This window comes from Actinoplanes sp. NPDC089786 (assembly GCF_040684855.1).
In the GTDB taxonomy this organism is placed as follows: domain Bacteria; phylum Actinomycetota; class Actinomycetes; order Mycobacteriales; family Micromonosporaceae; genus Actinoplanes.
This window is the reverse complement of the sequence record NZ_JBFBGU010000025.1, coordinates 76,071-97,608: the sequence shown is the minus strand read 5'-3', so window position 1 is coordinate 97,608 and position 21,538 is coordinate 76,071. Positions and strand designations below refer to the sequence as shown.

The 21,538-nt window shown below is 71.6% G+C and carries 20 protein-coding genes; 5 read left to right on the top strand and 15 right to left on the bottom strand.

Features of this window, described 5'->3' with window-relative positions:
- Window positions 1-26 precede the first annotated feature (26 nt).
- From cobA to cobC, 3 genes are read right to left on the bottom strand one after another with little or no spacing between them, the layout of a single operon-like run.
- Window positions 27-1,199 carry a uroporphyrinogen-III C-methyltransferase gene (cobA, locus tag AB0O15_RS40990; RefSeq protein WP_364331098.1) on the bottom strand — a complete coding sequence of 391 codons (1,173 nt, stop codon included), beginning with the start codon at window positions 1,197-1,199 and terminating at the stop codon, window positions 27-29.
- A gap of 14 nt (window positions 1,200-1,213) precedes the next feature.
- On the bottom strand, window positions 1,214-2,266 hold the full coding sequence (cobT, locus tag AB0O15_RS40985; protein WP_364331095.1) for a nicotinate-nucleotide--dimethylbenzimidazole phosphoribosyltransferase: 1,053 nt from the start codon (window positions 2,264-2,266) through the stop codon (window positions 1,214-1,216).
- A gap of 50 nt (window positions 2,267-2,316) precedes the next feature.
- The gene (gene cobC, locus AB0O15_RS40980) at window positions 2,317-3,411 is read right to left on the bottom strand and encodes an Rv2231c family pyridoxal phosphate-dependent protein CobC (protein WP_364331093.1); all 1,095 of its coding nucleotides are present in this window, start codon (window positions 3,409-3,411) and stop codon (window positions 2,317-2,319) included.
- A 48-nt stretch (window positions 3,412-3,459) separates the two neighbouring features.
- Here cobC and AB0O15_RS40975 point away from each other — a divergent pair, with 48 nt between their 5' ends.
- Complete coding sequence (locus tag AB0O15_RS40975) at window positions 3,460-5,706, top strand: transglycosylase domain-containing protein (RefSeq protein WP_364331090.1); 2,247 nt, start codon at window positions 3,460-3,462, stop codon at window positions 5,704-5,706.
- On the opposite strand, the gene AB0O15_RS40970 is transcribed toward AB0O15_RS40975, so the two are convergent.
- Both AB0O15_RS40970 and AB0O15_RS40965 read right to left on the bottom strand, forming a co-directional pair.
- Window positions 5,703-6,368, bottom strand: coding sequence for a TIGR03086 family metal-binding protein (locus tag AB0O15_RS40970; RefSeq protein WP_364331087.1), 666 nt, complete (start codon window positions 6,366-6,368; stop codon window positions 5,703-5,705). The two genes, AB0O15_RS40975 and AB0O15_RS40970, sit on opposite strands and share 4 nt — an antisense overlap.
- Before the next feature lie 43 nt (window positions 6,369-6,411).
- A complete protein-coding gene (locus tag AB0O15_RS40965) occupies window positions 6,412-7,890 on the bottom strand; it encodes a cobyrinate a,c-diamide synthase (RefSeq protein WP_364331085.1) in 1,479 nt (492 codons plus the stop codon).
- 97 nt (window positions 7,891-7,987) lie between these two features.
- Here AB0O15_RS40965 and AB0O15_RS40960 point away from each other — a divergent pair, with 97 nt between their 5' ends.
- Entirely contained in the window at window positions 7,988-8,839 is an 852-nt protein-coding gene (locus AB0O15_RS40960) for an SURF1 family protein (RefSeq protein ID WP_364331082.1), read from the top strand.
- A 70-nt stretch (window positions 8,840-8,909) separates the two neighbouring features.
- On the top strand, window positions 8,910-9,599 hold the full coding sequence (locus AB0O15_RS40955; RefSeq protein ID WP_364331079.1) for a hypothetical protein: 690 nt from the start codon (window positions 8,910-8,912) through the stop codon (window positions 9,597-9,599).
- Window positions 9,600-9,675: 76 nt separating this feature from the next.
- On the opposite strand, the gene AB0O15_RS40950 is transcribed toward AB0O15_RS40955, so the two are convergent.
- From AB0O15_RS40950 to AB0O15_RS40910, 9 genes are all read right to left on the bottom strand, one after another.
- Window positions 9,676-11,208 (bottom strand): ATP-dependent DNA ligase, encoded by a 1,533-nt coding sequence (locus AB0O15_RS40950; RefSeq protein WP_364331076.1) that lies wholly within the window; start codon window positions 11,206-11,208, stop codon window positions 9,676-9,678.
- A gap of 107 nt (window positions 11,209-11,315) precedes the next feature.
- Entirely contained in the window at window positions 11,316-11,870 is a 555-nt protein-coding gene (locus AB0O15_RS40945; protein ID WP_364331073.1) for a hypothetical protein, read from the bottom strand.
- Window positions 11,867-13,009: an XRE family transcriptional regulator gene (locus AB0O15_RS40940; protein WP_364331070.1), complete on the bottom strand. Its 1,143-nt coding sequence runs from the start codon at window positions 13,007-13,009 to the stop codon at window positions 11,867-11,869. Before AB0O15_RS40940 ends, AB0O15_RS40945 begins: the two co-directional genes overlap by 4 nt.
- A gap of 399 nt (window positions 13,010-13,408) precedes the next feature.
- Complete coding sequence (locus AB0O15_RS40935; protein WP_364331067.1) at window positions 13,409-13,615, bottom strand: hypothetical protein; 207 nt, start codon at window positions 13,613-13,615, stop codon at window positions 13,409-13,411.
- Window positions 13,616-13,751: 136 nt separating this feature from the next.
- A complete protein-coding gene (locus AB0O15_RS40930; protein ID WP_364331064.1) occupies window positions 13,752-15,098 on the bottom strand; it encodes a dipeptidase in 1,347 nt (448 codons plus the stop codon).
- Window positions 15,099-15,136: 38 nt separating this feature from the next.
- The gene (locus AB0O15_RS40925) at window positions 15,137-16,201 is read right to left on the bottom strand and encodes a M48 family metallopeptidase (protein ID WP_364331062.1); all 1,065 of its coding nucleotides are present in this window, start codon (window positions 16,199-16,201) and stop codon (window positions 15,137-15,139) included.
- A gap of 45 nt (window positions 16,202-16,246) precedes the next feature.
- A complete protein-coding gene (locus AB0O15_RS40920; protein WP_364331059.1) occupies window positions 16,247-16,855 on the bottom strand; it encodes a hypothetical protein in 609 nt (202 codons plus the stop codon).
- On the bottom strand, window positions 16,852-18,384 hold the full coding sequence (locus tag AB0O15_RS40915; protein ID WP_364331056.1) for a cobyric acid synthase: 1,533 nt from the start codon (window positions 18,382-18,384) through the stop codon (window positions 16,852-16,854). Before AB0O15_RS40915 ends, AB0O15_RS40920 begins: the two co-directional genes overlap by 4 nt.
- Window positions 18,308-19,303 carry a cobalamin biosynthesis protein gene (locus tag AB0O15_RS40910; protein WP_364331203.1) on the bottom strand — a complete coding sequence of 332 codons (996 nt, stop codon included), beginning with the start codon at window positions 19,301-19,303 and terminating at the stop codon, window positions 18,308-18,310. The genes AB0O15_RS40915 and AB0O15_RS40910 overlap by 77 nt, the downstream gene beginning before the upstream one ends.
- Window positions 19,304-19,416: 113 nt before the next feature.
- Here AB0O15_RS40910 and AB0O15_RS40905 point away from each other — a divergent pair, with 113 nt between their 5' ends.
- On the top strand, window positions 19,417-19,848 hold the full coding sequence (locus tag AB0O15_RS40905) for a GNAT family N-acetyltransferase (RefSeq protein ID WP_364331053.1): 432 nt from the start codon (window positions 19,417-19,419) through the stop codon (window positions 19,846-19,848).
- Here the strand turns inward: AB0O15_RS40905 and AB0O15_RS40900 are convergent.
- Window positions 19,836-20,480, bottom strand: a complete 645-nt coding sequence (locus AB0O15_RS40900; RefSeq protein ID WP_364331050.1) for a hypothetical protein — start codon at window positions 20,478-20,480, stop codon at window positions 19,836-19,838. The two genes, AB0O15_RS40905 and AB0O15_RS40900, sit on opposite strands and share 13 nt — an antisense overlap.
- An 81-nt stretch (window positions 20,481-20,561) precedes the next feature.
- On the opposite strand from AB0O15_RS40900, the gene AB0O15_RS40895 reads away from it, so the two are divergent.
- The gene (locus AB0O15_RS40895) at window positions 20,562-21,341 is read left to right on the top strand and encodes a G5 domain-containing protein (RefSeq protein WP_364331047.1); all 780 of its coding nucleotides are present in this window, start codon (window positions 20,562-20,564) and stop codon (window positions 21,339-21,341) included.
- Window positions 21,342-21,538: the final 197 nt, after the last annotated feature.

The window sequence follows — 21,538 nt, the reverse complement described above, 5'->3', positions numbered from 1 at the left end:
AGTGAGTTACCCCTCAGTCACAGGAATCACGCCACGATCGCGGCGACTTCTCCGATCACCACGACCGCCGGTGGCCGGATGCCGGCGTCGACCACCTGGGTCGCGATCGATCCGAGGGTGCCACGCAGGCTGCGCTGCGCCTCGGTCGACCCCTCCTGCACCACCGCGGCCGGGGTCGCCGCCGCCCGGCCGTGCTTGATCAGCGCCTCGACGATCAAGGGCAGGTTCTTCAGGCCCATGAGTACGACCACCGTCCCGCGCATCCGGGCCAGCGCCGCCCAGTCCACCAGCGACGCCGGGCTGTCCGGCGGCACGTGCCCGGAGACCACGGTGAACTCGTGCGCCACCCCGCGCTGGGTGACCGGGATGCCGGCCAGCGCGGGCGCCGCCACCGCGCTGGTCACGCCGGGCACCACGCGCACCGGGACGCCCGCCTCGGCACAGGCGATCGCCTCCTCGCCGCCGCGCCCGAAGACGTACGGGTCACCGCCCTTGAGCCGCACCACGAACTTCCCGGCCTTGGCCCGGTCGACCAGGATCCGGTTGATCTCCTCCTGCGCCGCCGACGGCCCGTACGGGATCTTGGCCGCGTCCACGAACTCGGCGTCCGGGCGCAGGTCGGCCAGCAGCGGGCCGGGCACCAGCCGGTCGGCCACCACCACGTCGGCCGCGGCCAGCAGGCGCCGGCCCAGCACGGTGATCAGCTCGGGGTCGCCGGGGCCGGAGCCGACCAGGGCCACGCCGGCCGGCATCGGCTCGGTCGCGGTCGCCGACTCCAGCGCGGTCGCCACCGAGTCACGGACGCCGATCGCGCGGCGCCGGTCGCCGCTGTCAGTCACCGCCACGGTGATCTCGCCGTGCCGGGTCACGGCCGGGGTCCAGGCCGTCGCCGCGTCGCGGTCGTCCGCGCGTACGCAGAAGATCTGCTCTTCCTCGGCGGCCGCGCTGACCGCTGCCGCCGCCACCGGATCGTCGACCGCCACCTGCACCAGCCAGGCCCCGCGGACGTCCTCGGGAGCGAAAGTACGTTCGTTCCAGCTCAGGCGGCCCTGGTCGGCCAGCGCACGCAGCGCCGGGGTCAGCTCGGGCGAGACCACCTCGACGACGGCGCCGGCCGCGAGCAGGGCGGGCATCCGGCGGGTGGCCACCGCGCCGCCGCCGACGACGAGCACACGACGGCCGTCGAGGCGCAGGGCCATGGGGTACAGGTTGTTCACTTCTCCGAAACCCCGGCCGAGTCGAAGGTGGCGACGTCGTGCAGGACCCGCACCGCGCTCGCCACGATCGGCAGCGCGAGCAGGGCGCCGGTGCCCTCACCGAGGCGCATTCCCAGGTCGAGCAGCGGGGTCAGACCGAGGTGGCGGAGCGCGACGGCGGCGCCGGGCTCGACGGACAGGTGGCCGGCGACCATCGCGGCGACGGCGTCCGGGGCGAGGGCGGCGGCGGCCAGGGCGGCCGACGCGGCGATCACGCCGTCGACGATCACCGGGACCCGGCGCTCGGCCGCGCCGAGCAGGAACCCGGTCAGCGCGGCGTGTTCCAGGCCACCGACCGCGGCCAGCACGCCGAGCGGGTCGGCCGGGTCGGGGCCGTGCCGGGTCAGGGCGGCGGCGATCACACCGACCTTCCGGGCGTATGTCTCGTCGTCGATCCCGGTGCCGCGACCGGTCACGTCGGCGGCCGGGCGGCCGGTGAACGCGGCGATCAGCGCGGCCGCCGGGGTGGTGTTGCCGATGCCCATGTCGCCGGTGAGCAGGCAGCGGGCGCCGCCGTCGGTCAGCGCGTGGGCGACCGAGATGCCGGTCTCGACGGCCTGCCGGGTCTCGGCGGCGGTCATCGCGGGCTCGGCGGTCAGATCGCGGGTGCCGCGCCGGATGTTCACGTCGAGCAGGTTGCGGCCGCCGTGCAGCTGGATGGCCACGCCGACGTCGACGACCAGCACGTCGGCGCCGTTCTGCCGGGCGAAGGCGTTGACCACGGCGCCGCCGGCCACGAAGTTGGCCACCATCTGGGCGGTGACCTCCTGCGGCCAGGGCGAGACACCCCGCGCGTGTACGCCATGGTCGCCCGCGAAGATGGCCACCGTGGCCGGCTCGGGCAGCGGCGGCGGGCACTCGCCGGCCAGGCCGGCCAGGCGGACCGACAGGTCTTCCAGCAGGCCCAGCGACCCGGCCGGCTTGGTCAGCCGGGCCTGGCGGTCCCGGGCCGCGGCCATGGCCGCCTCGTCCGCCGGGCGGATGGCGGCGACGGTGCTCTCCAGGCTCACTGCGGCTCCCTCTTCTGCGGCTGCCTCACCGCGGCTTTCCTCACTGCGGCTCACCTCGCCGCGCCCGTCTTGATCGCGTCGTTCAGCGCCTCGATGAACGCGTCCGTGGTGGAAGTGTCGCGCACCGCCATTCGGAGCCAATCGGGACCCAGGCCCGGGAAGGTGTCGCCGCGGCGCACCGCCCAGCCGCGTTCGCGCAGCTCAAGACGGATCTTGTCAGCACCGGCGAGCCTGATCGCGACGAATGCGGCGGCCGGTTCGCCGGCGATCGTGATACCCGGCACATTGCTCAGCGCCTCGACCAGGTGCGCACGCTCCGCAGCCAGTTCCTCGGCGATCGCACGCTCGGTGGCGACGGCGCGGTCACTGGCGATGACGGTGGCGGCGGCGAGGGCGGGTGTCGACACCGGCCAGAGCGGGAGGTGCGACCGCAACCTCCTGATCAACTCTGGGGGCGCGAGCGCGTAGCCGATGCGCAGGCCGGCCAGCGCCCAGGTCTTGGTCAGGCTGCGCAGCACGACCAGGCCGGGCAGGTCGCGGCGCTCGGCCAGCGACTCCGGCTCCCCCGCGACGCCCGGCCGGAAGGTCGTGTCGGCGAACGCCTCGTCCACCACCAGCACCCGGCCGGGCCGGGCCAGCTTCGCGATCTCGGCCGCCGGGTGCAGCACCGAGGTCGGGTTGGTCGGGTTGCCGACGATCACCAGGTCGCTGTCCTCGGGCACCCGCCGCGCGTCCAGCCGGAAGCCGCCGGCCTCGGTCAGCAGCACCCGCTCGACCTCGTGCCCGGCGGCTCGCAGCGCCGCCTCGGGCTCAGTGAACTGGGGATGCACCACGACCGGCCGGCGTGCGCCGCGCAACGCCTGCGCGATGACCACGAAGGCCTGGGCCGCGCCCGCGGTGAGCAGGACCTCGCCCCGGTCACGGCGGTGCCGGGCCGCGACCGCCTCGATCGCTTCGCCCTGGTCCGGGTACGCCGCCAGCCCGGTCAGCGAGGCCGCGACGGGATCGGCGAGCCACCGTGGCATCGGCGCCCGGCGGACATTCACGGCCAGGTCGATCAGGCCGGCGCCGACCTCGCTGTCACCGTGATGGCCCAGGTCGTACGTCATGGGATCAGCATGACGGAACCGGGATGTCGCTCTCACTTCAGCCGTTTGATGCGTATGTGAGGCTTATTGCCATACCGTCGAAGAGTGACGAATCGACCCCTCTCCGCAGCCGGCCGGATCGCCCCCCTCATCCGCGCGGGACTCATCGCCGGGGTCGTCGTCGCAGGTCTCGCCTACCCCCTGGCCGCGATGGCCGGCTTCGGGATCAAGGCCGGTTCGGACGCGCTGCAGAGCCTGCCCGAGGAGCTGTCGGTCGTCCCGTCGGCGCAGACCACCTACGTGTACGCCAACGACGGCAAGACCCTGCTGACCACCTTCTACGAGGAGCACCGCAAGCCGACCGAGCTGGCCGACATGTCGCCGTACATCACCCAGGCGATCGTGGCTTCCGAGGACACCCGCTTCTACGAGCACCACGGGGTCGACCCCAAGGGCGTGGCCCGCGCGTTCGTCGCCAACCAGCAGGCCGGTGGCGTCTCCCAGGGCGCGTCCACGCTGACCATGCAGTACGTGCGGATGGCCCTGCGGGACGGCGCGAAGACCCCGAAGGAAGCGCTCGAGGCCACCGAGCAGACCACCGCCCGCAAGCTGCGCGAGATGCGGCTGGCCATCGAGGTGGAGAAGCGCCACAGCAAGCAGGAGATCCTCGAGCGCTACCTCAACTCGGCCTACTTCGGGCACCGCGCGTACGGGGTCTATGCCGCCTCTCAGGTGTTCTTCTCCAAGTCGCCGGGCAAGCTCACGCTCACCGAGGCGGCGCTGCTGGCCGGCCTGGTCAAGGCGCCCTCGGCGTACGACCCGGCGGTCCACGACCAGCGTGCGGCCACCGAACGGCGCAACTACGTGATCGACCAGATGCTCAAGATGGGCGTGATCACCACCGACCAGGCCACCGCCGCGAAGAAGGCCAAGATCGTCCTGAAGCTCAGCTCGCCGCCCAACGACTGCGTGTCGGTCTCGGCCAAGCACAACGACTGGGGCTTCTTCTGCGACTACTTCCGCAGCTGGTGGCTGGAGCAGCCGGCCTTCGGCGTCGACCCGGCCGAGCGCGAGGAGTCGCTGCGCCGCGGCGGCTACAAGGTGGTCACGACCCTGGACGCGCGGATCCAGAAGTCCGCCATGAAGAACGTGCTCGACAAGGAGGAACGCAAGAGCAAGTACGCGCACGGCGAGGTCCTGATCCAGCCCGGCACCGGGCAGATCAAGGCGATGGCCGTGAACCGCACGTACTCGCTGGACCAGAGCGGCAACGGCCGGCACACCGACCGGGCCAAACGCAAGGACGGCCTGAAGGGCAACTACCCGAACACGGTCAACCCGCTGCTCGGCGGCGGCGACATGGCCGGCTACCAGGCCGGGTCGACGTTCAAGATCTTCACCATGCTCGCCGCCCTGGAGAAGGGCCTGCCCCTGTCCACGTCGTTCAACGCGCCCCCGCAGTTCCGGTCCAAGTACTTCACCTCGCCCGGCCCGTCGGCCTGCGGCAAGCACTGGTGCCCGAAGAACTCCAGCAAGTCGATGAGCGGCCGGCAGACCATGTGGAGCGGCTTCGGCAAGTCGGTGAACACGTACTTCGTCTGGCTCGAGCAGAAGGTCGGCTCGGAGAAGGCGGTGCGGATGGCCGAGCGGCTCGGGCTCAAGTGGCGTACGGACATCGACCGGACGATGGCCACGCCCGACCGCGCCGACGGCTGGGGCGCCTTCACCCTCGGGGTCAGCGACGCCACCCCGGTCGAGATGGCCAACGTCTTCGCCACGCTCGCCGCGCAGGGCAAGTACTGCGAGCCGCTGCCGGTCCGCTCGATCGCCGGGATGGACGGCAAACAGGCCAGATACAAGGGTGTCGAGGTCGCCAAGCCGCGCTGCCACCAGGCCGTCAAGCGCGAGGTGGCGCTGGCCGCGACCGACGCCGCCCGGTGCGTCACCGGCTACGGCGCGGCCAAGGGCGAGTGCGGCGGCTGGGAGACCTCGCCGATGGTGCACGCGACCATGCAGCGGCCGGTGGCCGGCAAGAGCGGCACCACCGACAGCAACAAGACGGCCTGGTTCTGCGGGTTCACGCCTCAGCTGGCGGCGGCCGGGTTCGTCGCCGACCCGGACAACCCCGACAACGTGGTCGGCAGCGGCCGCGGCACGATCTCGAAGTTCACCGTGGCCGAGACGCTCAAGGAAGCGCTCAAGGGCCAGCCGAAGGCGAAGTTCGCCGCGCCCTCCGGGAAGCTGGTGGGCAGCGGCCGCTCGGGCGCCGGCAACGATCGCCGCAACGGCTCCCGCGATTCCGACGACTCCGACGGGTCGAACGGCTCGAACCGCCGGAACCGGGGTCGCTAGCTCGCCGCCGTTCTCGTCGGGGAGTCGTCGCCCTGCCGCTGCGCGGTGAAGCCCGGGCGGCGGCGACGGCCGGTCTGCTGCCAGAGCGGGTCGCGGCCGGCCCGGGCCACCACCTGGTCGAGCAGCGAGGCCTCGTCGTCCGTCGTGACGGCCGGGCCGAACATGCCGGGCACGCCCTCGTCCGGACCGCGCGACAGGAACTCCAGCAACGCCTCGAGGATCCGCGGGTCGGCGGCCATCTCCTGACCGGTCGCCTGGGCCAGGTCCCAGCTGTGCGTGACGACCTCGTCCATCGCGACCAGGCCCATCTCGGCCCCCGGCAGGGTGACGCCGCCGGCCATCGCGGTGCCGGTCCAGGCGGCCGGATCCTTCCAGGCCGTGGCCAGTTCCTCGAGCAGGACCGGCATCCGGCTGCGCCAGTGTGGTGGCAGGTCGGCGGCGGAAGGCGCCGGTGGCGGGCCGTCGGTGCCGGGCACGTCGGTCGCCTTCCGCGCGGCGGCGGTGAACGCGTACGACAGTCCCATGATGTGGTGCAGCAGGTCGCCGACCGTCCAGTCGGGGCAGGGGGTCGGTGCGGTCAGGTCCTCGTCGGCGACGCCGAGCAGCAGGGCCCGGAGCCGTCGCACCGGGGGGTCGAAGTCCAGGGGAACTTGGTCGGCCACGCGTCCGCCTCCTTCTCTTACGTGTGGAGGGCTTCTGTTCAGGTTACGGACGTGTCACGACATCCGCTGTGTCGGCCTCGGCCTCGATGGCCGGCCGGACGGTCAGCTCCGCCGTCTTCTCCTCCCTCGGTCCCGGTTTCCGCTCGATCGGCTGGCTCGTGATCTCGGGACGCGGGGCCGCGGCCAGCACGATGCGGCGGGCGATCTCGGGCGCGCCGGCCCAGTGGATGCCCAGCTGGGACGCATGCACCTGGCGCCAGACGAACCCCTCCGGCGTGCCCGACCAGATCCAGGCCGGCTGCTCGCCGGCGCGCGGCGTGACGATCGCCCGGACCTGCTTGTAACCGGTGATCCGGGCGCCGGCCGGGGCCAGCGGCGAGGTGGCGGGCGCGGTCGCCTCGCGGTAGCCGGCCACCACCTGGTCGCCGGTGCGGGCGCCGGCGTCGAGCACGCCGCACATCGGCAGGCCGTCCAGGTCGCGGACCAGCCAGGTCAGGCCGGCGCCCTCGGCCATCACGGGCATGCCGTCGGCGGCGCGCTGGGCGACCTCGGCGGCGAGGCGGCGGTTGGCCGACAGCTCACCGGCGTACGACTCAGGAAGGCCGGCGCCGACAACGAGTCCGCGTACCCCCGCCGGAAGTTTCTCATCGCGCAACGGATCGACCACCGCGACCTCCGCACCCGCCGCGACCAGCAACTCCGCGGTCTCGGCGTAGGAGAACGTCGCGCCCGGGCCACCGGCCAGCGCGATCACCGGACGCGGACCGCCCGGCGTGGGCGCCACGACCGCCTCGGCCGGCGACCACACCGGACCGGGCAGCGCGGGCGCGGTCGACGCCAGCGCCAGCATGCGGTCGAGGTCGACGCCGCGGCCGACCGCCTCACCGAGCAGCTGGATGGCCCGCGAGGCGTCGGCCGTCCGATGCATGGCCGGCACCACACCCTGGGCCCGGCCAGGCAGAACGTTGGGCAGGTCGCCGCGCCGGAGCGCGCCCAGCACCGGCATGCCGAGATCATCCAGGGCGCTGCCCAGCAGCTGCTCGTGGCGGGACGACGCGACCCGGTTGAGGATCACCCCGCCCAGATGCACCATCTCGTCGAACATCCGGAAGCCGTGCACCAGCGCCGCCACCGAGTGACCCATCGCCGCCACGTCGATGACCAGCACGACCGGGGCGCGCAGGGCGGCGGCCACCGCGGCCGTGCCGTCGATCTCGGGCTGCCCCGTCAAGCTGTCGAACAGGCCCATCGCGCCCTCGATCACCGAGATCCGCGAGCCGGCCGCGCCATGCGCGAACAGCGGCGCGATGTGGGAGGCGCCGACCAGGCGGGGGTCGAGGTTGCGGCCCGGGCGTCCGGCGGCCATGCCCAGGTACGCGGCATCGGTGTGATCCGGACCGACCTTGAACCCGGCGGCGGGCACCCCGCGGGCGGCGTACGCGGCGAGGAGGCCGACGGCGATCGCGGTCTTGCCATGCCCCGAGGCGGGCGCGCTCACGACGAGTCGCGGCTGAGCGGTCACTGCCAGTTCCCCCTTCCGGTCTCCGGTGCGGATCTCGCACCCTACCCGGACCGCTCCCCCGCGCTGCGATCTTGGGGTGCCCGGTAGCCTCGCAAGGGTGTATCGGTTCCTGCTGACGCCGCGCTGGCTGGCCGCCGCGGCGCTCGCCGTGACCGCGTCGGTGGTCATGGTGTTCCTCGGCAACTGGCAGCTGCACCGGTACCACGAACGCAGCGCGATCAACGACCGCATCGACGCGGCGGCGACCGGCTCACCGGTTCCGCTCACATCGCTTCTCACCCGTCCGGGTGCCCCCGGCAAGACCGGCCCCAACCCCGGCGAGGCGCTCGCCTGGACCAAGGTCACGGTCACCGGGCGTTACGATCCCGCCCACGAGGTTCAAGCCCGCGGCCGTACGGTCGACGGCAGTGTCGGCTTCGAGATCCTCACCCCCCTGGTCCTCGCCGACGGCACCGCCGTGCTGATCGACCGCGGCTGGGTGCCGCCCGCGTCGGGCGGGGCGGTCGCCGCGCCCGTGGCGCCCCCGGCCCCCGCCGGCATGGTCACGGTGGTCGGCCAGGTGCACCGCTCGGAGAGCAAGCCGGCCCCGATCGGCCACCGCGACGGCCGGCTCGACACCCGCCGCGTGTCCCTGCCCCGCCTGGCGGCCGAGATGCCGTACCCGCTGTACGGCGCCTACCTCCTCGCGTCGTCACCCGAGCCCGGTTTCACCGCGATCCCGATCGACCACGAGGACGCGTGGCAGAACGGCGGCTACACGGTCCAGTGGTGGTTGTTCGCCTTGATGGCGTTGCTGGCCTTCGCCTGGCAGGCCCGCAAGGAGGCACACGGCGACACGCCTGGCGCCGCGCGCGACCGGGTCTCCGAGGCCGACCGGGCCGCCTCCGATCGGGCCGCTTCCGATGGCTCGGCGGCGGCCGTGGTGCCCGCGGCGCGTCGGCCCGAGTGACGTTCTCACCTGCCGCGTCCTTCCTGAGTGGGGACTGCGTTGGCTGGTGTGCGCTGGGTAGTCTTCAGGAGTGACCTCCGCACCGAGCGATCCCTGGGGCGAGCAGACACCACCGCCGCCGCCGCCGAACGCCCCGGCGCCGCAGCATCCGGTCTCCAGCCAGCCGGATCCACTCGCTCCGCCGGTGTCCGGTCAGCCCGGTGCGCCCTCTTCGGGTTATCCCGCCGCGCCGACATCGGGTTATCCCACATCGGGCTATCCCGCCGCGCCGGCTTCCGGTTACCCCAGTGCGTCCACGTCGGGGTATCCCGCTGCGCCCACCGCGCCGATCACCGGCCAGTCGGCCGCCGGCGCCTATCCGCAACAGCCGGTGCAGCCCTATCAAACCCCGGCCGACCTGCTCCCGCCCGGCCCGGTCATCGTCCACGTCGGAGAGATGCGCGTCACCTCGACCGTGATCCACACTCCGGCCGGAGACATCCCCCTGGCCGGCTCGAACTGGCAGGTCCACGACTACTGGCACCACGAACAGCGCATCCCCCAGTGGGCGATCATCTGCGCGGTCGCCGGTTTCTGCGTGCTGACCGTCTTCAGCCTGCTCTTCCTGCTGGTCAAGGAGACGATCGCCCGCGGCACGGTCCAGGTGACCGTCACCAACGGCACCCGCCAGTACGTGGCCCGCATCCCGGTCACCGACCAGTCCCAGGTGGCCGCCATCCACCACCAGGTCAACTACGTCCGCTCCCTGGCCGCCATCTGATCCACCCGCGACCACCCGGGCCGCCATCTGATCCAACCCGGGACCGCCCGGACCGCCGAACCGGCCCGCCGAGCGATCAGGCCGGTGGCATGCCGATAGCCTTGACCATGTCGATCGTGTCGGCCGCCTCCGCCTTCTTGTCGTCGCGATAGCGCAGCACCCGCGCGAACCGCAAAGCCACCCCACCCGGATAGCGCGGCGACGTCTGCACCCCGTCAAAGGCGATCTCCACCACCTGCTCGGGCCGCACCGTGACGACCCAGCCGTTGTCACCGGTCGCCAGCTCCTGGAAGCGCTGCGTCTGCCAGCGCAGCAACTCGTCGGTCAGCCCCTTGAAGGTCTTGCCCAGCATCACGAATCCGCCGGTACGCGGGTCGCGCGCGCCCAGATGCAGGTTGGACAGCCACCCCTTGCGCCGCCCGTGTCCCCACTCGACGGCCAGCACCACCAGGTCGAGCGTGTGCCGCGGCTTCACCTTGACCCAGGCCGACCCGCGCCGCCCCACGTCGTACGGCGCCTCCTGCGCCTTGACGACCACACCCTCCTGACCGGCCGCCAGCGCCGCCGCGAACGCCTCGGCCGCCTGCTCCTCGGTCTCGACCACCCGGCGGCCCACGATCAACTCCCGAGGAACCGCGTCGGCGAGCGCCGCCCAGCGCACCCGCCCCGGCTCGTCGAGCAGATCGGCGCCGTCGACATGCAGCAGGTCGAAGAACCACGGCGTCAGCACCGCCCCGGCCGGCCTCTCACCCTTCGCGCCCCGGGTGGCGGCCTGACTCGACGTCTCCTGGAACGGCCGCGGCCGCCCACTCGCATCCAGCGCCATCGCCTCACCGTCGAGCACGATCTCGCGCGCCGGCAACGCCCGCACCGCCGCCACCACATCGGGCAGCCGCGAGGTGATGTTGTCGAGGCTCCGCGTGAAGACGGCCACCTCATCACCCGAGCGATGCACCTGGATCCGGATCCCGTCCAGCTTCACGTCGACGGTCGCCGGCACCCCGGTCGCGATCAGCGCGGCGGCCACATCGGGCGCACTCTGGGCCAACATCGGCGTCAGCGGCGTACCCACCCGCAAGCTGAACTCGCCCAACGCCGCCGCACCCCCACCGAGCGCCGCCACCGCGACCTGCTTGAGGTCTCCCGACAGAAGCAATGCGCGGCGTACGGCCGTGAGCGGCACCGCCGCGGCCTTGGCGATCGCATCGGCCAGCAACCCGGCCTGCGCGCCCTGCCGCAACTCCCCACCGAACAACCCGACCAGCAGCCGCTGCTCATCGGCCGTGGCCGCACCGAACAGCGCCCCCAGCAACTCCCGCCGCCGAGCCTGCGACCCGGCCCCGCCGACCACCGAGATCTCAGCGATCGCCGCATCAACCGCGGCCACGGTGAGCGTGGCCGCCTCAGCGGGCGGCGGCCGGTCACGCAAACTCGCATAACCCACGCCGGTCTGCCGCTGGCGCAACTCCCCGGCCAGGTAGGCCGACCCGGCCGCCAGCTCGTCCGGCCCCATCCGCCGAAGCGCCTCGGCAAGCAACTCAACCTTGGCCTTACGCCCCGAGGTCGCACTCACCGCCGCCGACGTAGCCGCCACATCCACGAAAAGCACCAGGTCATCCTGGCAGCTCCCTACGACATTTTCGCGACATGGACGACCGCCGAGACGCTCTCAGCCGCAGGCTTCGGGCCGACGGCGCAGGTCGAAAGGAACGTGGTTCAGAGCTCGTCGTAGTCCAGAAGGCCGTTCTCCATCACGTGTTGCCGAAAACCACCGCGGCCAAAGGGCAGGAAGTACTCACTCTCCAGGAGGTCGTCAGCCAGCGCTTCAACCATCACGGTTGTTAGTTTCCTCGCACGGATCGCATCGCAGAGCAAGGGAACGGTGGCCGTGACCTGAATACCATCTTCTTCTGCGACGCTGCGTGGTGTCGCGTCATCGATCACCACCTCACACTTGAAGATCTGCCCCATGGCCAGCACCCCGCATTCGCCCACATTCTTTCCGTCGGCCACGAGCCGATCGGCGTAGCGGGCAAACGCCTTGAGGAAGTCACTACTCGTCGACCGGTAGACCTGGATCCAGCCAGCATCGAGCACGGCGCGGGCCGCGGAAACATGTTCGATAGCCTGGTCGAGCTCGCGTTCGACGCTGTCCGGTATATACACCGGACGCTCTCCGGCGAGAAAGCGCAAGACTCCGAGCCAACCCTGAATCGCGAAATGTCGCATGGGACCCGTGTCGAACACCAAAGCCTGTTCGGGCACCGTCACGAAACGAACTTCCAGATCTCATCGGGTCGCCGGTCGCGGATCTCCGGCAGGTCCACCTCGTCGAAGGTTCCCTGGAGCAGGTCCAGTGCACGCTCCCGGCTGATCCGCTCGTCCCGCACCAGCCGGAGTACGGCCAGAGTGAACGGCCGGGGAACCGTCGTTCCTCCCAAGCTCTCGAGGGGGACGTTCAGATTCATTTCAACGATGTCGGCTTTCGTGGTGCGGTATTCACGCACTGAGTTGGCTGTGCCGCCGTCGGCCAGCCCCAACTCCTTCAGCCGAGTCGCAAGCGTGGCCATGTCAACCCGGAATTCGCTGGCCATCCGAATAGCTGCACCGCGCACCCCTGAGTCGGAAACCTTCTCGCTCCACTTCCGTTCGACGGCCGTCCGCGGCAAGAGCAAGGCGCGCGCGAAACGATCGAGGCGCGACTCCATGGGGACGACCTGATCAGAGTGATCAGCCACTCGCCAGTCGACGGTGTAGTCGTCCGCGATCAGGTAGTGGCCGAGCTCGTGCCCCAATGCGAGCCGCCTACGGCCGACTTTCATGTGGCTGTTCACCAGGCTCACACCGCCACGACGCAACAGGATCGTGCCGGCATCGGCGGTGTCCTTGCCAAGATCGCGGGAGAAAGCCAGCAGCCCCACTCCGGCAACGCTTTCCGAGAGCCGGCGAATCGGCTCCTCGGGCGTAAGGTCCATCAATTCACGCGCTCTCCCAGCAAGCGCCTCAGCCTCTGTGGTGGTCGTCGGTCGTGTTATGCCTGCCTGCGCGACTGCGGCAGCGGCATCGAGTCCCAGTTCGTCGACACCGAGTGAGGCGACGAACTCGACCTCGCCGGCGAACTCGGCCAAGAGGGCGTCAATCTTAGAGTCCGTGGTATCAAGGCCCTGGCTGGATCGATGCGCGACAAGCGCCGGGACGGGCTCTTCGAAGAAGGTGGACATACGTACGCCGATCGCGGCAGCGATGTCGGACAGTTCGAGTGCGGTGACCTTGCGACCACCCGACTCGATCTTGTTGACGACAGTGCGCTCGAGGCCCACGGCTTTCCCGAGGTCGTCCTGGCTCAGATCCACTCGCTTACGGGCATCTCGGATGCGCTCCCCTAAGGTCCGCGCGTCGATGTCTGCCATAGTGTGCGATTCTCGCACACTATGGCGGCGAACGAGGCCCATAAAGCCGCCCTCGGCTCGAAGACCACTGGGGCGCGGGCCGGTCCCGGCGCACTCCCCCGTTGAGTGGCCGGGACCGGACCGCGTTCGGCCCGGATCGAAGGCCCGGACGATCCGGGTCGGGCCCGGAGCCGGAAAGGACAACGGCTCGCGGGCGTTCGGGGTGGGTGGCCGGTCCGCTCGTGGGCAGGTGGACGGGCCGGCCACCCATGAGGCGGAAGCCGCGGGGACACGCGGCCCCGCCAAACCCGGCCGGGGACAACGGCCGGGCGGTCTCAATCGGGGTCAGAAAACCGGTCGGGAACGAAGAAGTGGCGGCCGGAGCGGAGCAGGCGGCGGCACCTGTTCACGGGCCGGCGCTCATGCCGCTATCGGCTCGACCACCCGGAACCCACGCGCTCGGATCGCGTCGGCGACCCGGCTCAGCTCGGCGTCGACCTCGCAGAGGGCCGAGGAGAGTTCGGCCAGGTGGTCGTTGAGGGACGTGTCGTCCCAGGCGGAGATGTCGACATCGACGAGGGCACTCACCGCGGCACGGAGACGGAGGATCGACTCATTCGAACGCATGTTCGAATACTAGTGCCGCGATGATCACCCAAGCAAGCCCAGATCACCCATCCGGGCATGGAAAGGCCGGATGGGTGATGCGACCAGAGCGGCCAAGGTAGCGGAGAGCAGGTGGTGCGACGAAGGACGCCGCCGGCTACTGGCGGCCCAGGTTGCGGAGCAGCAAGGCCTCGGCCAGGCAGACGCGCTGGAACTCGCCGAGGTGCAGGCTCTCGTCCGGCGCGTGGGCCGCCGCATGCGGGTCCTCGACGCCGGTCACCAGGATCGACGCGTCCGGGAAGAGGTCGCGAAAGGTGGCGATGAACGGGATCGAGCCGCCGACGCCCATGTCCACCGGCTCGGTGCCGTCCCAGGCGTCGCGGAAGGCGGCGCGGGCCGCGTCGTAGGCCGGGCCGGTCGCGTCGATCACGCAGGGCTCGCCGTCGACGTCGAGGGTCACCTCGATGTGGGCGCCCCACGAGACGTGCTTCTCGAGGTGGGACTTGATGGCGGCGAAGGCGCTGACCGGGTCGTCGCCGGGCGCCAGGCGCGCGCTGATCTTGGCTCGGGCCGAGGGCTGGAGCGCGTTGGCCGCCTCGACCGAGCCGGGCGCGTCGATGCCGAGCACCGCGATGGCCGGCTTGGTCCAGATCCGGTCGGTGATCGTGCCGGTGCCGGTGAGCTGGACGCCGTCGAGCATCCCGGCCTCGCTCCGGAACCGGTCGGTGGGGTAGTCGATGGTGGCGCCCTCGCGGCCGACCAGCCCGTCGACCGCCACCTCGCCGGTCTCGTCGTGCAGGGTGGCGATCAGCCGGGCCAGCACGGTCAGGGCGTCCGGCACGGGGCCGCCGAACATGCCGCTGTGCACCGCGCTGCGCAGCACCTTCACCTCGGCGAAAAGGCTGACCATGCCGCGGAGCGAGGTGGTCAGGCCGGGTACGCCGATGTCCCAGTTGCCGGAGTCGGCGATCACCATCACGTCGGAGCGCAGCTCGTCCTGATATTCGCGGAGGATCGCGTCGAGCGACTCGGAGCCGTACTCCTCCTCGCCCTCGGCGAAGACCGTCACGCCCACCGGCAGGTCGTCGCCGAACGCCCGCAACGCCGCGACGTGGGCCATCACGCCGGCCTTGTCGTCGGCGGCGCCCCGGCCGTAGAGCCGGCCGTCACGTTCCTCGGGCTCGAACGGCTCCCCGGTCCACAGCTCGGGGTCGCCGGCCGGCTGGACGTCGTGGTGGGCGTACAGCAGAACGGTCGGCGCGCCGGGCGGCGCCGGCTTGCGACCGATCACGGCCGGATGGCCGCCGCCCGCACGGACGATCTTCGTGTCGAGGCCGCAGCCGCGCAGCAGCTCGGCCACCGCTTCGGCCGAGCGCTGCACGTGCGAGTGATCGAAGCCGGGGAACGCGACGCTGGGGATGCGGACCAGCCGCTCCAGGTCGGCGCGCACCCCGGGCATCTCGCGCCCGACCGCGGCGCGCAGTTGATCGTCAGAGAGGCTCATGCCCCGACTCTAGAACCTTTCCAATTTCGGGCGCAGCCCTATGCGGGCGGGGTCTCCCCCTCCGGCCGGTCGCTCCGCGGCTGGCCCCAGGTGCGGGCGCTGCGGGCGGCCGAGCCGGCCAGGTCGGCCGCGCCGTCGCCGAACTTGCGCAGCAGCCCGACCAGCGGGTCCTGCGACTCCTTGAAGGTCTCCCGGTACGAGCTGGCCGCCGCCTTGACGTCGTCGGTGACCGAGGCGTTGCCGTCGCCGTCCCGGCGCGGGTACTCGCCGGCGAGGATCGCGGCGTACTCCCCCGAGTCGACCCACTTGCGCAGCGCCGCGGCCCGGGCGACCGGGACCGGGTGGCTGGAGTACAGGGTCATGCCGAGCTTGAGGAAGCTGTCGCGCAGGTCGCCGCCGCTCTCGTACTCGGCCGCCTGCTCGAGGAACGCCGCCGTGTCGATCTGGGTCAGGTCGCCGCCGCCGGCCAGCTTCATCAGCAGCCGGATCGAGGCGGACGGGTCTTGCCCGGCGAGCAGGCCGGCGCGGTCGGCGGAGAGCTCGGCCTTGCGCCACCACTCGAACATGGCCGCGATGATGGCCCGCAGCGCGATCGCCCCGATCGGGAGCCACGAGAGGTTGGCGGCCCACTTGGTCAGGATCATCATGATCGTCTTGTAGACGGCGTGACCGCTGCGTACGTGGCCGATCTCGTGGCCCAGCAGCGCCCGCAGCTCGTCCTCGTCGAGCTTGTCGACCGCGCCCGTGGTGATCACGATGAACGGCTTGTCGATGCCGATCGCCTGGCCGTTGATCATCGGGTCCTGCGACACGTAGAGCTGAGGCAGCTCGGCCACGTCGAGCGTGGTCGCCGCCTCGGTGAAGCGCTGGTAGACCGCCGGGTACTGCCGGTGGTCGACGCGGATGGCGTTGGCCAGGAAGGCGAGCCGGAAGGCCCGCTCGTTCCACATGCCGAAGAACGCCTTCACCACGTCGTCGAACCCGCGCAGCTCGCGCAGGGCGGTCAGTGCGCCACGGTCGGCCGGGTGCTCCCATGCCCGGGAGCTGATCCCGGTGAGCGTGACCCGGCGCCGGGCTGGGCGGCTGTCGTCCTCGGTCGTCATCGTCCACCCGCTTCCCTCGCCACGGTCTCCGCGGCTGATCGTCACCTACCCCGGCGAGCTTCGCCAGAGTCGTTCGTACCGCTCGTCGTCACCGTTCACCGCACCGTCGACCAGCAGGTCGGCGTGTGTGGCCGTACCGTCGGCGGCGAAATGCCGAGCTTCGGCACGCCGCCACCGGTCAAGGTACGCCGCGAACGCAACGTCGTGTCCCCCGTCGCGCTCGACGACCCGGGCCACGCAGAGCTCGGGCGGCGCGCTCACGAACACGCCAAGGCTCAGCTCGGGCCGGATCACCTCGCGCGCCGACGACACGCCTTCCACGATGAGCACGTCCGGGGGTTCCACCCGGACGACCTCGTCGCCGAAGCGTCCGCACGTCCAGTCGTAGCGACGGTATTCCGCGGCCACCCCCCGGCGCATCGGGGATAACACTGATTCCTCCAGCCGGCGCCAGAACGCGAACTGGTCGTCCCAGCCGTCCAGGAGGTCGTCGGTGTGCACCACGGGCGCGCCGGTCGCCTGGCCCAGCCGGTCGGCGAACCAGGTCTTGCCGGCGCCGCTCGGTCCGTCCACGGCGACCAGCCGGGTCCGGCCCAGGCGCGGGAGCACGGCATGCACGGCGACGGCCAGGTCGGCGAAGCGTTCGCTGGTCACGGCGCTCCGGGCGGCAGCACGGGCAGCCCGGCCGGCGCGCCGTTCTCGATCAGGCGCCACAGGGCGGCAGTGTCCAGATGCTCTTCGATCAGGTCGCCGAGAAGATCAAGGGCCTTTTCGCGTACGCCGTGAAAGCTCGTTCCCGGCGCCGGTCGCCAGCCGGTCCGGCCCGCCTGCCGGGCCGCCGTGGTGAGGAAGAGGCGGCGGAACTCGTCGGATTCGAAGGCGCCGTGCCAGTGGGTGCCGCTGACGGTGGCCGCCACGGCACCTTCCGGCCGCCCGTCGGCGTAGGTGAGGAACGGCTGCGCGGCGTCGTCACCGGACACGTACCCGTGGCGGATCTCGTAGCCGGTCACGGGCGTGCTCCGGGCGTACCCCCGCGATTGTCGAACTGTCTTTCGCCGGCCGAAAGTGACCTCGACCGGGAGCAGGCCCAGGCCGGGCACCGTGCCCAGGCCGGATTCGACGTCGTCGTGGATGGCCCGGCCGAGCATCTGGAAGCCGCCGCAGATGCCGAGCAGCGGTTTGCCCTGTCCGGCGTGGCTCACCACCGCGTCGGCCAGGCCGGTCGCGCGCAGCCAGGCCAGGTCGCTGACCGTCGCCTTCGAGCCGGGCAGGACGACCAGGTCGGCGTCGAGCAGATCGGCGGGTTCGGTGGTGATCCGCACCCGCACGCCCGGTTCGGCGGCGATCGCCTCGGCGTCGGTGGCGTTGGAGATGCGCGGCAGCCGGATCACCGCGACGCGCAGCCATTCGGTGCCGTGCGGCGGGCCGGGGCGGCCGAGGAGCCGCCCGTACGCCAGCGAATCCTCTCCATCGACCTGAACATCGCTCTCGTAGGGCAGGACGCCGAGCACCGGCCGGCCCGTCACCTTGGTGATCATGTCGAGGCCGGGCCGCAGGATGGACCGGCTGCCACGGAACTTGTTGATCACGAAGCCGGCGACGCGCGCCTGGTCGGCCTCGCTGAGCAGGGCGACCGTGCCGTGCAGGGCGGCGAACACCCCGCCGCGGTCGATGTCGCCGACCACCACCGCCGGCAGGTCCGCGGCCGTGGCCAGGCCCATGTTGACGAAGTCGCCGTCCCGAAGGTTGATCTCGGCCGGGCTGCCGGCGCCCTCACAGATCACCGCGTCGTACTCGGCGCGCAACTCGGCCAGCGCGGCGTACGCGGCCTCGGCCAGCCTCGGCTTGATCGACCGGTAGTTGCCCGCGGTGACCGTGTCGACCGCCTCGCCGAGCAGCACGACCTGGCTCGACCGGTCGCTGCCCGGCTTGAGCAGAACCGGGTTGAAGCGCAGGTCGGGGGCCACCCCGCAGGCCGCCGCCTGCATCGCCTGGGCCCGGCCGATCTCGCCGCCCCGGCCGTCCGGCCCGGCGACCACGACCGAGTTGTTCGACATGTTCTGCGCCTTGAACGGCGCCACCCGCACACCGTTGCGCCACAGCCACCTACAGATGCCGGCCGTGACCACGCTCTTCCCGGCGTCCGAGGTGGTCCCGGCCACCAGCAGTCCTCCCCCGTCCACCCCTGAAAGCTAGCCGCAACCCGGCCGCCAGTCCGACCGCCACCCCACCGGCCGCCGCCGAGAGCCGCGCCGCCCGCGCCACGTCCCGATGGCCCGGCTTGGGGCCGTCGCCCAGGAACGGCCGCGTCTCGCTGCGACCGAAATAGACATTCCGCCCACCCAGGCGTACGCCCAGAGCGCCCGCCATGGCCGCCTCGCACTGCCCCGCGTTGGGCGAAGGATGGTCGTCGCGGTCCCGCCGCCAGACCCGGAAAGCCTCTTTCCGGTCCCGCGCGAACGCGATGGTGAGCAGCCCGGTCAGCCGCGAGGGCACCAGGTTGAGCGCGTCGTCGAGCCGGGCCGAGGCGGTGCCGAACCGGGCGTACCGGCCGGACCGGTGCCCGACCATCGCATCAAGCGTGTTGGCCGCGCGGTAGCCCAGCAGCCCCGGCAGCCCCGCGACCGCACCCCAGAACAGCGGCGCGACCACGGCGTCGGAGGTGTTCTCGGCCACCGACTCGACCGTGGCCCGGGCCAGCTCCCGCTCGTCCAGCGCGCTCGGGTCGCGCCCGCAGAGATGCCCGAGCCGTCCCCGCGCGGCGTCGAGATCGCCGTTCGCCAGATGAGAGCTCATCGTCGTCGCTTCCCGGCGAAGCGTCCGCCCGCCGAGCACGGTCCAGGTCGCGGCGGCCACCAGCACGGCCCGCGCCACCGGCTGTCTCCGGGTCAGCGCGGCCAGCCCCGCCCCGGCGAGCACCGGAACCCCGACCGCCACCGCCGTGAACACCACCCCGTTACGGCGCCGCGGCGCATAGACCTTCCGCTCCAGGAGGCCGGCCGCCCGCCCGAACCCGGCCACCGGGTGCCACCGGCGCGGATCGCCCAGAGCGAGATCGAGCAGATAGCCCGCGACCAGGCCGGTGGCGTCGGGTGCGGAGATCACCGGGCCATTCTGCCGCCGGGCCTCGAGTCCGTGACAGCCGCGTCCGCCCGGCAACCTCATTGAGGTCGCCGGCGTCGGCTCAACGCCCTCCGGCTGGCACACTCCCACCCGTGACCTGGTCCTTACGTCCCGCCGAGCCCGCCGACATCGAGCCGCTGGCCGACCTGCGCGCCGAGGTGATGCGCGCCGACCTGACCCGCCTGGGCCGCTACGACGATCACCGGGTACGCCAACGCCTCCGCGACGCGTTCACCCCCAGCCACACCTCGATCATCGAGATCGCCGCGGCTCTCGCCGGATCCATCACCCTGCGCCCGGCCGCCGACCGCCACTGGCTGGAGCACTTCTACCTGGCCCCTCAACACCAGGGTCAGGGCCTCGGTTCCGCCATTCTCGAGGCCACCCTCGCCCGCGCTCGCCACGCAACGGTCAGCCTGATCGTCCTCCAGGGCAGCCCCGCCCGCCGCCTCTACGAACGGCACGGCTTCCGCTACGAGTCCGAGGACCCGATCGACGTCACCATGACCCGTCAGCCCTTGTAGTAGGGCCCCACGACCGCCTCGATCTGCTCGGACGACAACGTCGCGTAGACGTGTTTGGTCTGATCGACCCCAGCCTTCGGAACCAGGCTCTTCGGGCAGGAGCCGGCCGTCGTCAACGTCTTCCGGGCGATCCGCTTGCCGGTGGCCAGCGCGAAAACCTCGACCGTGAACCGCTGCCCGTCCACAGTGGTGACGAAGGTGTCATCCGTCGCCACGTCGTGGTAGCTGCACCGCCCCACCCGCTTGCCCTTGCTGCCGGTGACACAGGCCAGCAGGCTCGCGTCCTCGGGATAGGCCAGCTGATATTTCCGCTCCAGGCCGACCCGCGAGTACGCCTTCTCGCCCGCGTCCTTACTGAAGACCACCGTTGGGTACGGCCCCGGCCCCGCGAACGCCGCCGCCCCCGCCGCCTGCCGTTTCGGCATGCCACACAGCTTCCCGAGATCATCGACGTCCCGGGCCTTGAACCCTTGCGGCGCCGGGCCGGCGCTGACCGTCGGGCTGGGCGCCACCGAACTGACCGCCGGCGTGACCACCGGACCGCCCGACGGCGCGGCATCCGGCTGCTCCTCGTTCCCGCAGCCCCCCACCACAAGCGAAACCACCAGCAACCACCCGAGCCGTCGAACCATGCGCTCATCGTAGGACGAGTCTCGATCAGGCCACCCGGCTGATCCGAACCAGCCACTCGGCCCACGCCGGACGAGTCGCCTGTGGACGATCAAGCGATGCTGCGCCGCCCCGCCCAGGGCCACCCTGACGAGGTGACCTACCAGCCGTCCCACCCGCGCCGCGGTTCCGTGCGCCGGCTGTGGGCCCGCCTCAGCCCGCTCCAGCGTGTCGCCGTCCTCGTCGCCGGCCCGCTCGTCCTCTGCTGCGGCGGCGTCACCGGCGTGGGCGCCATCGGAGCGGCCCTCGACCCAATCCCCTCCGCGACCCCGGCAACCGACCGCGACGAGGCCGCCGACATCGCGCCGCTCACTCAGCCCCGCGACTCCACCACCCCCGCCCCGCCCACCACCTCAACCGTCCCCAGCTCAACGGTCCCCGCCCCGCCCACCACAACTGCGCCGGCCACTCCTGCCGTCCGGAAACGCACCGTCCAGGAGAAGCGGGCGATCCCGTTCAAGACACGCACCACCACTGATCCGGACATGGCCGAGGGCACCAAGGAGGTGCGCAAACAGGGTGTCGCCGGGGTGCGAACGTTGACCTACGAGCTGACCCTGACCGACGGCGCCCAGACCGCCAAGCGCCTGATCAGCTCCAAGGTCACCAAGCAGCCGACGACCAGGGTGATAGCGGTAGGCACCAGATCCGACGAGCCCGACTGCGACCCCAACTATTCCGGCGCCTGCGTCCCCATCGACAGCGACGTCGACTGCGCCGGAGGCAGCGGAAACGGCCCGTCCTACGTCGACGGCGTGGTCAAGGTGATCGGCACCGACGTCTACGACCTCGACCGCGACAACGACGGCTTCGGCTGCGACTAGCCTGACGCCTCCGAACGCCGAACAGAGGAAGGGCACGTTGCCTTGGCCTGTTCAGGCCTGTTCAGACTTCAGACCTGGTGGGCCGCATGGCGATTCTTCGATGGCGAGGGTGAGGCGGTGCGGCAGGATTCTCGCAGGTGACTGCTGGCGGTATTGAGGCGTCCGTCGACGACGCGAGGAAGGTCGCGTTCCAACGC